Annotated in this window: 12 protein-coding genes; 6 read left to right on the top strand and 6 right to left on the bottom strand. The window is 64.4% G+C overall.

The features are described 5' to 3' along the window. The first annotated feature begins 188 nt into the window (after window positions 1–188). Window positions 189–1,388, top strand: coding sequence for a TrmJ/YjtD family RNA methyltransferase (locus IVB46_RS03990; RefSeq protein WP_247309322.1), 1,200 nt, complete (start codon window positions 189–191; stop codon window positions 1,386–1,388). Window positions 1,389–1,522: 134 nt separating this feature from the next. Here the strand turns inward: IVB46_RS03990 and IVB46_RS03985 are convergent, their stop codons facing one another. After that, on the bottom strand, window positions 1,523–2,731 hold the full coding sequence (locus IVB46_RS03985; protein WP_247309323.1) for a GGDEF domain-containing protein: 1,209 nt from the start codon (window positions 2,729–2,731) through the stop codon (window positions 1,523–1,525). Between the two features lie 487 nt (window positions 2,732–3,218). On the opposite strand from IVB46_RS03985, the gene IVB46_RS03980 reads away from it, so the two are divergent. Continuing rightward, the gene (locus IVB46_RS03980) at window positions 3,219–4,859 is read left to right on the top strand and encodes a tetratricopeptide repeat protein (RefSeq protein ID WP_247309604.1); all 1,641 of its coding nucleotides are present in this window, start codon (window positions 3,219–3,221) and stop codon (window positions 4,857–4,859) included. Between the two features lie 109 nt (window positions 4,860–4,968). On the opposite strand, the gene IVB46_RS03975 is transcribed toward IVB46_RS03980, so the two are convergent. Genes IVB46_RS03975 through mddA form a run of 3 tightly spaced genes read right to left on the bottom strand, consistent with a single transcriptional unit; the run spans window position 4,969 to window position 7,469 of the window. Beyond that, a complete protein-coding gene (locus IVB46_RS03975) occupies window positions 4,969–5,712 on the bottom strand; it encodes a hypothetical protein (RefSeq protein WP_247342009.1) in 744 nt (247 codons plus the stop codon). 33 nt (window positions 5,713–5,745) lie between these two features. Further along, entirely contained in the window at window positions 5,746–6,723 is a 978-nt protein-coding gene (locus tag IVB46_RS03970; protein ID WP_247309325.1) for an NADPH:quinone oxidoreductase family protein, read from the bottom strand. After that, window positions 6,720–7,469, bottom strand: a complete 750-nt coding sequence (gene mddA / locus IVB46_RS03965) for a methanethiol S-methyltransferase (RefSeq protein WP_247309326.1) — start codon at window positions 7,467–7,469, stop codon at window positions 6,720–6,722. The genes IVB46_RS03970 and mddA overlap by 4 nt, the downstream gene beginning before the upstream one ends. 148 nt (window positions 7,470–7,617) lie before the next feature. On the opposite strand from mddA, the gene IVB46_RS03960 reads away from it, so the two are divergent. Together IVB46_RS03960 and cynS are read left to right on the top strand one after the other, a co-directional pair. Next, window positions 7,618–9,186: an alpha/beta fold hydrolase gene (locus tag IVB46_RS03960; protein ID WP_247309327.1), complete on the top strand. Its 1,569-nt coding sequence runs from the start codon at window positions 7,618–7,620 to the stop codon at window positions 9,184–9,186. Window positions 9,187–9,275: 89 nt separating this feature from the next. Further along, window positions 9,276–9,764, top strand: coding sequence for a cyanase (gene cynS, locus IVB46_RS03955; protein ID WP_247342006.1), 489 nt, complete (start codon window positions 9,276–9,278; stop codon window positions 9,762–9,764). A gap of 66 nt (window positions 9,765–9,830) precedes the next feature. On the opposite strand, the gene IVB46_RS03950 is transcribed toward cynS, so the two are convergent. After that, entirely contained in the window at window positions 9,831–10,154 is a 324-nt protein-coding gene (locus tag IVB46_RS03950) for a DUF1476 domain-containing protein (RefSeq protein WP_014494124.1), read from the bottom strand. 318 nt (window positions 10,155–10,472) lie between these two features. Between IVB46_RS03950 and purC the strand changes: the two genes are divergently transcribed. Together purC and purS are read left to right on the top strand one after the other, a co-directional pair. Further along, window positions 10,473–11,240 carry a phosphoribosylaminoimidazolesuccinocarboxamide synthase gene (purC, locus tag IVB46_RS03945; protein ID WP_247342003.1) on the top strand — a complete coding sequence of 256 codons (768 nt, stop codon included), beginning with the start codon at window positions 10,473–10,475 and terminating at the stop codon, window positions 11,238–11,240. 12 nt (window positions 11,241–11,252) lie between these two features. Further along, window positions 11,253–11,492 (top strand): phosphoribosylformylglycinamidine synthase subunit PurS, encoded by a 240-nt coding sequence (gene purS, locus IVB46_RS03940; RefSeq protein ID WP_014494125.1) that lies wholly within the window; start codon window positions 11,253–11,255, stop codon window positions 11,490–11,492. Between the two features lie 13 nt (window positions 11,493–11,505). Here the strand turns inward: purS and IVB46_RS03935 are convergent, their stop codons facing one another. After that, window positions 11,506–12,522, bottom strand: coding sequence for a magnesium and cobalt transport protein CorA (locus IVB46_RS03935; protein WP_247309329.1), 1,017 nt, complete (start codon window positions 12,520–12,522; stop codon window positions 11,506–11,508). Window positions 12,523–12,571: the final 49 nt, after the last annotated feature.

Below are 12,571 nucleotides of genomic sequence, written 5' to 3'. Positions count from 1 at the left end.
CCCTCAGGCTTCAGAAGAGATTCAAAAGTCGAATCCAACCCGTTATTTCCCTTGAGAATTTCGTCAGGACAGGCAAACGACAGGCGAACGGGCAGCCGGCCCCAACGGATCGGGGCAGGCCGGCTTTGAATCAATTCCTGAAGAGCGCCTTGCCAAGGCCTTGAGAACCAGTGTGAAAGCGAAGCGAGATGTCGGGGACTGACAAGAGCAAGGCGGGCCTTTCCCTCGACGGTCCCATCGTGATCCTGGTCGAGCCGCAGCTTGGCGAAAACATCGGCATGGCCGCGCGCGCCATGGGTAATTTTGCGCTCAGCCGATTGCGCATCGTCAATCCCCGCGACGGCTGGCCCAACATCGCCGCCCAGCGCGCCGCGGCCGGTGCCGACTACATTCTGGAAAAGGTCGAATTGTTCGACACGGTCGGCGAGGCGGTCGCCGATCTCGACCTGCTGTTCGCCACCACGGCGCGTCCCCATGACCAGGCCAAGCCGGTGGTGGGGCCCGAGGCAGCCGCGGCTGAGATCTCGGGTCACGTCGCGACCGGGGGCAAGGCCGGCATCCTGTTCGGCCGCGAGCGCTGGGGGCTGACCAACGAGGAGGTCGGCCTCTCCAACCGCATCATCACCTTCCCGGTCAATCCGGGCTTTGCCTCGCTCAACCTCGCCCAGGCCGTGCTGCTGGTCGGCTATGAATGGTTCAAGCGGGCAACGTCAGGCGAGCTACCACACAGCATGCCCGAGCGCTCCGAGCGCGCCTCGCAGCACCAGATGCAGGCCTTCTTCGACAACCTCATCCGCGAGCTCGACCGGGTCGAATTCCTGCGCCCGGCCGAGAAGCGCGACACCATGCTGGTCAACCTGCGCAACATCTTCAGCCGGATGGAGCCGACCAAGCAGGACATGCACACCCTGCATGGTGTGGTGATGGCGATCGCGGAAGGGCGCAAGGGCCCGGCCAAGGGCGGCGTGCTCGACGGCGAGCAGGCCACGCGCCTGCGCGCGCTGCTGGCCGAGCACGGCCAGGGCGGCGGCGTGCCCGACAGCGGCTCGACGGTGCGCGGGCTCGCCCGCCTGCTCCGCCGCAACCCGACCGACGCCGAGCGCCTGCTCTGGCAGGCCCTGACCCGCGACCGCCGCTTCGCAGGAGGGTTCAAGCGCCAGACCCCGGTCGGCCGGCACATTCCCGATTTCGTCTCGTTCCCGCACCGGATCGCGATCGAGCTGGTGAACCCTGGCGAGGGCGAGACCATCGCCACCGATCGTGCGGGCCGGCGGACGTGGCTGGAGGCGCGCGACTATCGCGTGCTGGAGATCCGCGCCGCGGACGTCGAGCGCGATCTCGAGGCGGAGCTGGTGCGGTTGCAGGGGATGATCGAGCCAAGCGCGTAGGCCGGAGCTCTCGTAGGGTGGGCAAAGGCGCGTAGCGCCGTGCCCACCATTTTGCCTTCGAGCGCGATGGTGGGCACGCTTCGCTTTGCCCACCCTACGAGATCGCGCTTGTGGGGTGCGTTAGTCGTACTGCGTCAGGCGGCGCTTGCGACCGGGGCTTTCGGGCCGCTCTGCTGGAGGCGACGTAACGCGGCGAGGTTGGTCTCGACCGAGGCCAGGCAGCAACGCGATTTGCCGCCTGACTTCGCCTCGTAAAGTGCTGCATCGGCGACCGCGAGCAATTCCTCGACTTCGGCGCCATGATCCGGCGACATCGCAATGCCGACGCTGGCGCCGACACCGGCGCGCACCTCGCCGCCGAGCTCATAGGAGACGGCAACCTCGCTGATGAGGCGGTATCCCGCCTCTTGGGCCATTTCGGCGGTGACGCCGTCGACGAGCACGACGAACTCGTCGCCGCCCATCCGGGCGACCACGGCGCCGTCCGGCAGCGCCCGGCGCACGCGCCCGGCCACCGCTTTCAGCACCTCGTCGCCCGCCGCGTGTCCGAACGTGTCGTTGACCGGTTTGAAGTCGTCGAGATCGAAGAACATCACAGCGAACCGTCGTTCGGCGTGGGCTCCAAGTCTGGCGCCGAGTGCCTCGACGAAGCCCGCGCGATTGAGCAGCCCCGTGAGTGCATCATGATGCGCGCGATGGCTGTTCTCGCGTTCGGCGCGCATGGTGGTGATCAGCATCCGGTTGAGGCGGAAGGCGGCGGCCGTCATCGCGGCCAGATACATCGGCACCTGGAGGTAGACGATGTAGAGCAGCGGCTCGCCGGCGAACGCAGCGCCGGGGATAATGGGACCGAGGCTCAGCAGGATCATGGTCCCGGCCAGCCGCGGCGCGCCGAAATTGCGGAAGCAGATGCCGCCGACCATCGCCGCCGCCGAGAGCGAGGCCAGCATGGCGACGACCCAGTCCCCGCTGGCCAGGCTGGCAACGACGCCAAATCCAACGCTGGCGCTCCAGGCGACCGCGAGCAGGAGATGAAGGTCGGTCGGCGTCGGGCAGTGGGCACGCGCCCTGCGATGCGCGCTGACGAGCACGGCGAGGCGGGCCAGGCAGATCGCGATCTCCATGACCAGCCAGACAATGAATGGTGCAGTCTGCTTGCGGCCAGCGATCACGGCGGCGACGGCAATGGTGTTGACGGCGCCGGCAGCAAAAACCGGCAGCGATCCATAGAGCTGGACAATGAGCGCGGCGCGGATGTCGTCGGGAACACCTAGCCCCGGCTCGGCGAGCCAGCGTGTCAGGCGCCAGCGTGGCGCACTGTAGAGTCCCTCGTCCGATTGCATTGCAGAGCGTCCCCGTATTCCGGGCGCCAACAACGATGACCGCTCCTAACAAGCCTTTTAAGACAGCCATCGATTGCCGGGCGTGCTTGACGCAAGGTAAACCGTCGCAAGCGCGGCCGCGGGCGTGCAGGAGAATGCGGATTGGTGCAGGCCGAAGGTGCGGCGACGGATGTGTTGCGTGATTAGAGGTAGGGAGGGCAAAGCGACTTGTCCGCCGTAGCTCGAAGAGCGCAGGCGGAAGCGTGCCCACCATGTCGCTCAACGGAGCTGAGATTGGAGTGATGAGCACGGCGCTTCGCGCCTTTTGCCCACCCTACGGCACTCGCGACCAGGCCCTAAGCTTTCGGCCAAGTGAAGCGCCGCTTTCAAATTCTGCAACCAAGGGCTGTGCAGACGCGCAATCGGTTGTTATGACAGTTCCCGGGAATTGAGTTGGGACTGTATGTTTGGAATGACAAGCCGCGCACTCGTTGGCGCGGCAGCAGGTGTGAGTGCGTTGGCGCTGGCGACCGTGCTCGAAATATCAAGTGCCCGCGCGGAAATGCCCTTGTCCGCCAAGTGCAACGCGGTCGGAAATTTCAGTGTCGATGACCGGATCGCGGGCTGTACCGCCTTGATCGAGGCGGCGCCGGTCATGCAGCAAGGCGTGGTCATGGCACACATCCGCCGCGCCATGTTCTACCGCCAGAAAGGCGAGATCGACCTTGAGATCGCCGATTACGACCGGATCATCGAGCGCTATCCAGACAATCTGCCCGCCCGACTCAAGAGGGCTTTTGCGCATCTCCGAAAGCGAGAGCCTGCAGCCGCGCTGTCTGATTACACCAAAGTCATCGAGCTCGATCCCAAAAGTACCTACGCCTACATAGGGCGCGCGCAAGTCTACCTGGGGAGACGCGACTTCGTCCGCGCCATCGCCGACTATGATCAGGCTCTCCTGATCCATCCAGATAACGTCAATGCGCATGTCGACCGAGGCCTCATCTACATCCGCAATGGGGACCTGGGTCGTGCTATGGCCGACTGTAACCGAGTGGTCGAGATCGGCCCGCAAACCGGCATGGGCCAGCTGTGCCGCGGCCGGGTTTACTTCGCCAAGGGTGACAGGGCGCGCGCATTGGCCGAACTCGATCAAACAATGCAGATCAAGCCAAAGAACGAGTATCTCTACTACTTCCGGGCCGAATCCTTTTTTCAGCTGGGCGAACTCGACCGCGCTATCGCCGACTATGACCAGATCATCGAGCTGAACCCACGAAGCCCATCGGGCTACTTCTGCCGCGGCATCGTCAATGCTCGAAACGACGATCATGACCGTGCCGTTGCCGACTACACCCAGGCAATGCAGCTGGCACATCAGGATCAAAGGGGCTCTGGCGATCGGAAGGCTCAGCTTCAAGGTCAAGCCGACGATCCCGCTTATGCGTCGTCGGCCGATGGTCAGTCGATTGCACTCGCTTCAGGGGATGGCATTGCGCTCCGCGCTCGGGGAGGGGCCTACGCCGCGAACGGGGACTTCGACCGCGCGATCGCGGACTATGATGAGGCGATCCGCCTCAATCCCAGGGACAAGGAAGCAATATCGGCTCGCGGCAACGCGTACAAAACCAAGGGGGACTTCGACCGTGCCATCGCGGACTACGATCAAGCCGTGCAACTCGATGCGAAGGATGCGCGCGTCCACTTTCATCGCGCGAGGGTCTATTGGCAGATGGCTTCGCTCGCCAAATCGTTGACCGACCTCGATCAGGCGATCCAGCTTAATCCAAAGGATGCCTATCCGGTCTTATGGCGCGAAATTGTCGCAAAGCGCAGTGACCAACCGAGCCAGCTGAGCGAGGCGGCAAAGCAGCTCGACGCGACGAAATGGCCCGCGCCGATCGTCAATCTCTTCCTCGGCAAGATGACGCCGGAGCAAGTGCTTAGCGCCGCGGACGATGCCGACCCCACGAAGAAGAAGGCGCAGGTCTGCGAGGCGAATTTCTATCTTGCAGAGCGCGCACTGCAGGGAGGCTCCAAGGAAGAGGCGTTGAAGCTGTTCGACCTAGCGGCAGCCGATTGCCCGAAGGCCTTTGTCGAGAAGCAGGCCGCCGACGTCGAGCTCGGCTTGTTACGACTGCGCCGCTAGCTGCTGTCAGGCAGAGCCTCGTAGGGTGGATTAGCCGAAGGCGTAATCCACCTCTTCTCGTGCCGCGACCAAAGTGGTGGATTACGCTCCGCTAATCCACCCTACGCATCTATCGCCCGAGCTGCACGTCGCGCTCCACCGCAATCCATGTCGTGCGCGCCACGGCCAGCAGTCCCCCGGCTTCATCGTGGAGCGCGGCCTCGGCCATGCGCTTGCGGCCGTCGCGGCCGGCTGGCCAAGCCGTGATGACGCAGCGGTCTCCGGGGCGCGGCCGGGCTTTGATCCGTGCCGACATCCGGCCCAGCAGCAGTGGCGTCTTGTCGAAGGTCGCGCTCTGCTGATCGCAATTGCAGGCAAAGCCGGTGGGACAATCGAGCGCCGACCAGAGAAATTCTGGCGCAACCAGGCCGTCCTCGGCGGCCAGATTCGAGTCCGGCGTCCAACTCGCCGCGAGAACGGCGTTGTGACGTCCGAGCGGGCCGGCGAAGATGCGCAGGCCGTCGCCTTTCGCTCTTGCGGGACCGCAGACGAAACAGTTCGGCAGCGGATGCTCGTGCGGCTTGAACAGCGCCAGCAATTCGGCCGCGCGTGCTTCCTGCAAGCTGGCTGTCTCCACGCGCGCAAGCTCGACGCTCGTCGCGCGCCCGGTCGCGACGACTTTGGCGCCGTCGCGAAGCTCCCATGTGCCGTCGGCGGTCGCGGCCGCATCGAGGGATTTGTCCAGAGGAGGCGGGGCGCGCAGCGTCACCTCGGCGCCGCCGGAAATGTGGCGGGCCAGCCGGCCGCAGACATAGCCGCCATTCCCGGAGTTCGGAGGACCGCAAAAGCGCTTGTCGATGATGATCTCGGTCATCGGTTCTGTCCTCTCTTCCTCGTCGGGCGCAGTCTACCTGATCTTGAGGACAATTCGTCCCTGAACCGTGCGATTGGCGACGGCGCGCATGGCGTCGCCAGCCTCCTCCAAAGGGAGGACGCGATCGATGTGCGGGCGGATCTTTCCGTCGGCCAGCAATTGCATCAGCGTATCATTCATGCGCGCGGCTTCCGCGGAGAATTTCTCCGCCCAGGCGCCGACAAAGACGCCGATGATGGCGTAATTTTTCAGGAGAGGCAGGTTCATCGGGATCTGTGGAATCTCGCCGCTGGTGAAGCCGATCGGCATCAGCCGTCCGCCCCACTTCATCGATCGGGCCATCTGCTCGAAAATCGCGCCGCCGACATTGTCGAAGCCGATATCGATGCCGTCTCCCGATGTGATCGACTTGATCCGGTTGCGCAGGTCCTCGCTGCGATAGTTGATGACCTCGCTGGCGCCGTAACCGCGCACCAGGGCGGCCTTGTCGTCGGAGCCGACGCCGGCGACGACGCGCAGGCCGAGATGACGGCCGAGGTCGACGGCGGCAAGGCCAACCCCGCCGGCCGCGCCGGTGACGAACAGCGTTTCCCCGCGTTGCGCCCGTGCCCGCTCGACCAGCGCATAATACGCCGTGCCGTAATTGTGCAGCACCGTCGCCCCGGCTTCGAACGCGACGCCATCAGGCAGCCGCACGCTCTTCGATTCCTTCGCGATCATCCGTTCGGCGTAGCCGCCGGTCCAGGCACTGCAGGCCACGCGATCGCCGGGTGCGAACATCGTGACCTTGTCGCCGACCACGACGACGACGCCGGAAGCTTCGGTGCCGGGTACGAAGGGCGTCGGCGGCCGCATCTGATAGAGGCCCGAGACCAGCAACTGGTCCATGAAGCTCACGGATGCCGCGTGGACGTCGATGAGAATCTCGTCGCCGGCGGGCCGCGGCGTAGCGATCTCACCGAGGCGCAGATCCGCAGGGCCAGTGAACGAATTGCACAGAACCGCTTTCATCGGGGCGCTCCGAAAATGCGCGGCAACAGCATCGGAACGCGCCGGCGATAGTCCTGATACGTCGCGCCGAACTCCGCGATCAGGTCCCGCTCCTCGAACTGCAGGGCGACCAGGATGTAGGCCGTGTTCGCGATCGCGAACAGCAGATGGCCGGCGGTCATCTCGGGCGTCGCCCAGAACGCGAGCAGAAAGCCCAGCATGAGCGGATGCCGCACGATCTTGTAGAGCAGCGGCGCCCGGAAGGATTGACCTGATATCTCGGCTCCGCGCAACGCGACGAGAGCCTGGCGCAGGCCGAACAGATCGAAATGATCGATCATATAGGTCGAGGCGAACGCGATCAGCCAGCCGAGCCAATGCACGCCGGTCAGGAGCCACGCCGTAATGCCGCTGGCCTGCCAGATCGGCGTCGGGATCGGACGCCACTGCCAGAACAGCAGCAGGAGGATCAGGCTGGAGAGCAGCACATAGGTGCTGCGCTGGCAGGCCACTGGAAGAAATTTGGCCGACCAGCGTTTGAAGGCCGGGCGTGCCATGACGCTGTGCTGGATGGCAAACAGGCTCATCAGCAGCAGGTTGACGACGATGGCCTCACCCAAATTCGCAGGCGCGCCGACGTCGATCGACGTGTCGATTGACTTGGGCACGACATAATTGCCGACGAAACCGAGCGCGTAGAGGAATGAAGCCGTGAAGACGGCGTAGCTCACGATGGCGTAGAGCAGGATTGCGAGGCGCGCGAACATGGTTTTTCCTATTGTGCCGATGGCGGCGGTGCCGCATTCAGGAGCCTGAACCGCTCGCTGGCGAGCGGGCTCGATCTGGCCTGACTGCTATCGCTGGACCGTCCCCTGCGCGTCCCCCGGGGGCGCCGACCGGGGAGGGAGGATCTCCATGACGGCCTTTTCGCTTGTCACGTTCGGGTTCCCCGAGGTCCATGCCGACGACCGCCCGATCAAGCTGGCCTTACGCAAGGGGCTAGCGCTGCTGGTCTATCTCGCGGAAGCCAAAGGCCCCGTCGCGCGCGACGTCATTGCCACGCTGCTATGGCCCGAGACGTCCCGCGAGACCGGCCTTGCGCGATTGCGGCGTCTGCTTCACCGCGTCGAGCTCACGCTCGGCCAGGCGGTTTTCGAGACCGACCGCACAAGCTTGCGTTGGTCTCCGGAGGTCGAGCTGAAGATCGACTCGCATCTGTTCGAGCGCGCCTGCGATCGCGGTGCGTTTGAAGAGGCCTGCCGGATCTATCGCGGCGACTTCCTGGCGGGCTTTTCTCCGGACGACTGTCCTGAGTTCGACGATTGGGCGTTCTTTCGCCGCGAGGCGCTGCGGGGGCGGCTCGTGCAGGCGCTCGAGCGTCTGGTGCAGGACAGGAATGCCGCGGGCGATCATCTCGCCGCGACACTGCATGCGGGCCGTCTGGTCGAACTCGATCCGCTCAGCGAGGTGTATGGCCGGCATCTGATCCGCAGCCTGCTGCTGGCCGGCGACCGAAGCGCGGCGGAACGGCATCACGCCGCACTGGCGCAGCGGCTGCGCGACGAGCTTGGCGTTGCGCCGGAAGCCGAGACCGAGGCGCTCATGAGCCGCGCGGCCGCGCTGCTGCGCGATGCTCTTCCTGCGACACGCTATGTGAAGGGCGCCGGCGTGCATCTGGCCTATCAGACCTATGGCAGCGGTCCGCTCGACATCCTGGTCATGCCTGGCTTCGTGTCGCATGTGGAGCGCGCCTGGGAGCATCCGGCGAGCCGGACGTTTCTGGCTTCACTGATGAGGCTCGGGCGGCTGATCGTTTTCGATCGCCGCGGCATCGGGCTGTCCGACCGGGTCGGATCGGCCCCCGGCATCGATGTCACCGCGGAAGATATCGGCACGGTGCTGCGGGCGGCGGACTCGCGCCGCGTCGTGCTGTTTGGCGCATCCGAATGCGGGCCGGCCTGCATCAAATTTGCGGTCGAGGAAACCCGCCATGTGGCCGGGCTCATTCTGTTCGGCGCACTGGCCAAGGGATGCTGGTCAGAGGACTATCCGCACGCGCTGCGCGCCAGCCAGTATGACGCCTGGAGCAAGCACCTGATTGCGCAATGGGGCGGCCCGGTCGGGATCGAAGCCTTCGCGCCGAGCCTGGCCAATGATCCGCAGGCGCGCGCCTGGTGGGCGGGGCTGTTGCGCGCGGCGTCCAGTCCCGGCGGAATCTCCGCCGTGCTCGAGGCCTTTCGCGACGCCGACGTGCGACACCTTCTGGCGCGGATTGCGGTGCCGACGCTGGTGCTGCATCGGCGGGACGACAAGGCCGTGCGGATCGCGGCCGGGCGAGACATCGCGAGCCGGATCACCGGTGCAGAGTTCGTCGAGCTCGACGGCAATGACCATTGGTTCTTTGCCGGCGATCAGCAGCCGGTGCTGGAGGCGATCAAGCGGTTCACGGAGGCTTTACCGCGTGAGGGGAGGTCGAGGCGGTGACGCCTCAAGCCTCATTTATTGGCACGTTTCGTGCCTCCCAAAGCGGCACAAACGACGTGACACGATGCCTGGCCAAGGGAGACCCTGACATGAAACGCGAAGACCTCACCGAAAAGCTGCTCGACATCAAGCGCGAGAACGGCTGGAGCTGGAAACACATCTGCGACAAGGTCGGTGGCTATTCCGAGGTGCTGATCGTCGGTGCGATTCTCGGCCAGATGAAGCTGACGAAACCGCAGGCCGCCAATGCCGGCGAGCTGTTCGGCCTGTCGAAGGCCGAGACCGCGATGCTCAACGAGGTGCCGATGCGCGGCACCGGCACGCCGATGCCGCCGACCGATCCCCTGATCTATCGCTTCTACGAGATGGTGATGGTCAACGGTCCGGCGTGGAAGGCGCTGATCGAGGAGGAATTCGGCGACGGCATCATGTCGGCGATCGACTTCGACATGGCCATGGAACGCGTTGCCAACTCGAAGGGCGACCGCGTCAAGATCACCATGAGCGGCAAGTTTCTGCCGTACAAATATTACGGCGCCAGCGGCAATGTGCCGGAATACGGCTTCAAGGAGGGGTGAGGGACGCGAATGGCGAATCGCGAGTAGCGAATGGGGTTCATTCGCTACTCGCCGCTCCCTATTCGCCTATTTGCCCGCCTTCACCTCGGCCGCGGCCACGGCGATCAATTCGCTCATCTTGGCGCGAATCGCCTGTTCGGTGATGGCGACGTTCTTGGCGGCGAAATCGGCCATGACCTTGCGCAGGACGTCGGCGTCGCCGGCCTCCTCGAAATCGGCCGCGACCACTTCCTTGGCGTAGGCGGTGGCGGCCTCGCCGGTGATGCCGAGCTTCTCGGCGGCCCACAGGCCGAGCAACCGGTTGCGGCGGGCTTCCGCCTTGAATTTCTGCTCCTCGTCGAGGGCGAATTTCTTCTCGAAGCCTTCCTCGCGCTTGTCCAAACTGCTCATGCTTTTCCAATTCCCTGCTGACTGGATCCGGTGGCCGTCGTTGCGACGGCCCCGGCGCATGCCTAGATAGGGGGCACGAATCGGCAAAACAACGAGCCGTTAAGCCGCAGGCAAGACGGTATAAGTTGATGCCGGGCGGCCGGATCGATTGTGCTGGGACAGCCAATCGGATAGGTTGCCTGAAGGCTTGGTTCCCGTTCTGTTTCCAAGGGGTTATAGACGGGTTCCCAGCCGTTCACGGCAGCTCCGCTGTGGGTCGTAACCTGGTAACCGGAGCACACCAAATACATGGATTTCAACAAAACACGGTACATCCCCATGAGCCGTCGGCGTCGTATTTATGAAGGCAAGGCAAAGGTTCTTTACGAAGGCCCGGAGCCCGGTACCCTGATCCAGCACTTCAAGGATGACGCCACCGCGTTCAATGCGAAAAAGCATCAGGTGATCGAGGGCAAGGGTGTCCTCAACAACCGGATCTCGGAGTACCTGTTTCAGCACCTCAACGACATCGGGGTGCCGACCCATTTCATCCGCCGCCTCAACATGCGCGAGCAGTTGATTCGCGAGGTCGAGATCGTGCCGCTGGAAGTGGTGGTGCGGAACGTTGCCGCCGGCTCGCTGTCGCAGCGCCTCGGCATCGAGGAGGGCACGCAGCTGCCCCGTTCGATCATCGAATTCTACTACAAGAACGACCAGCTCAACGACCCCATGGTGTCGGAAGAGCACATCACCGCCTTCGGCTGGGCCACGCCGCAGGAGATCGACGACATCATGGCGCTCGCCATCCGTGTCAACGACTTCCTCACCGGCCTCTTCCTCGGCAACGGCATCCGCCTCGTCGACTTCAAGATGGAGTGCGGCCGGCTGTTCGAGAACGAGATGATGCGGATCATCGTCGCCGACGAGATCTCGCCGGACAGCTGCCGTCTGTGGGACATCAAGTCGAACGAGAAGCTCGACAAGGACCGTTTCCGCAGGGACCTCGGCGGCCTGCTCGAGGCCTACACCGAAGTCGCAAAACGCCTCGGCATCCTCATGGAGAATGAGCGTCCGCAGGGCACTGGCCCGGTGCTGGTGAAGAGCTAAGAGGGATTTGACGTGAAGGCACGTGTTACCGTTACCCTGAAAACGGGCATCCTCGATCCGCAGGGCAAGGCCATCGAAGGCGCGCTGAAGTCGCTCGGCGTCGACGGCGTCGCCAGCGTCCGCCAGGGCAAGGTGTTCGACATCGAGCTTGCCGGCGCCGACAAGGCCAAGGCCGAAGCGGCGCTGAAGGAGGCGGCCGACAAGCTCTTGGCGAACACCGTGATCGAGAACTATCGCGTCGAGATCGTCTAACCCGCGCGGCGCTTCACAGCCATCCGACGCGGTGGAAGCGCCAGTACAATGCGAGGCAGGCGAGCACCATCATCCCCATGACGACGAAATAGCTGTACTCCCATTGCAGCTCGGGGATGTACTTGAAGTTCATCCCGTAGATGCCTGCGACTGCGGTGGGCACGGCGAGGATCGCCAGCCACGAGGCGAGCTTCTTGGAGACCGCGGTCTCCTGCGCCTGTCCGACCAGCAGGCTCGCCTCGAAGGCGAAGGCCAGCACCTCGCGCATGGAATCGATGCGCTCCTGGATGTTCCTGACGTGGTCGGTGACGTCGCGGAACAGCGGCTGCATCGTCGCACGCACCATCGCAAGCTCGTCATGCTCGAGGCGGCGGCAGACTTCCACCAGCGGGCCGATCGCGGTCCTGAGCCGCAACAGGTCGCGGCGCAGCATGTAGAGCCGCTCGATCTGTGCCTTGCTGATCGGCTTGGAGAGCACGTCGTCCTCGATGCCCTCGACCTCCTCGTGGATGCTCTCCAGCACGGGCGAGTAGTTGTCGACGATGAAATCGAGGATGGCGTAGAGGATGTAGTCCTCGCCGCGCGCCAGCGCCCGCGGGCAGCTTTCGCAGCGTTCGCGCACCGGCGTGTAGGATGTCGAGGCGCCATGGCGCACCGAGACCAGATAGCCTTCGCCGACGAAGATGTGCGTCTCGCCGAAGGCGATCCGGCCCTCGAGCAGTTGCGCCGTCCGCGCCACGATGAACAGGGCCTCGCCATATTGCTCGATCTTCGGCCGCTGATGGGCGTTGTTGGCGTCCTCGATGGCAAGGTCGTGCAGGTCGAACTGCTTCTGCACGGCGCCGAGCAGCGCCATGTCAGGCTCGTGCAGCCCGATCCAGACCACGTGGCCGGGCTTGGCCCGCCAGCTCGAAGCCTCGCTGATGGCGATATTGGCGATACGCCGGCCATCGACATAGGCGCCGGCAGCGATGACGCCCTGAGTGGACACCGGTTCGGAGGGGGAGGCGGGCAGCGACGGGACGTTCATGGCTTCAATCCCGGGCAAGATCGTCAGGCAAAAGTGCCGTGGCTATGGC

It is taken from the genome of Bradyrhizobium sp. 61 (assembly GCF_023073075.1).
Classification (GTDB): domain Bacteria; phylum Pseudomonadota; class Alphaproteobacteria; order Rhizobiales; family Xanthobacteraceae; genus Bradyrhizobium; species Bradyrhizobium barranii.
The sequence above is the reverse complement of the archived record's forward strand: the minus strand, read 5'-3'. Positions and strand labels throughout refer to the sequence as shown.